1 protein-coding gene is annotated in these 409 nt (G+C 66.0%); it reads right to left on the bottom strand.

The annotated features are described in order from the left end of the window. Positions 1-39 precede the first annotated feature (39 nt). Positions 40-409 (bottom strand): EAL domain-containing protein (locus I6F37_RS42505; RefSeq protein ID WP_225154750.1); only part of this gene is annotated, 370 nt, incomplete at its 5' end.

Raw genomic sequence — 409 nt, 5'->3', positions numbered from 1 at the left:
CTCCTGGCAGAGAGCCCCGCCTGACGGACCGCGTCTGCCTTACCAGCTCGGCGCCATGAAACTGCGTTCGGGCCGGCCGAACAAATAGCCCTGCAACAGGTCGCAGCCCAGGCTGACCAGCATGTCGCGCTCGGCAGGAGTCTCGACCCCTTCGGCGATGACGAGCATGCCCAGGTCATCACATAGCCCCTTCATGGAGCGGACGATGTACTGGCGCCGCACGTCCGTGTCGACGCCGCGCACGAGGGACATGTCGAGCTTGGCGACCTCGGCCTCGAGCTGCGTGAAGCTCGACAGCCCGGCGTAGCCGGCACCCAGGTCGTCCACGGCCACCTGAAAGCCAAGCGCCTTCAGCTTGACCACCGACGTCGCCAGATTCTTCACCTGGTGGAGCGACGCACGCTCGGTT

It is taken from the genome of Bradyrhizobium sp. NBAIM08 (genome assembly GCF_020193935.1).
Lineage (GTDB): Bacteria > Pseudomonadota > Alphaproteobacteria > Rhizobiales > Xanthobacteraceae > Bradyrhizobium > Bradyrhizobium yuanmingense.
This window is presented reverse-complemented; position numbering and strand designations above follow the sequence as displayed.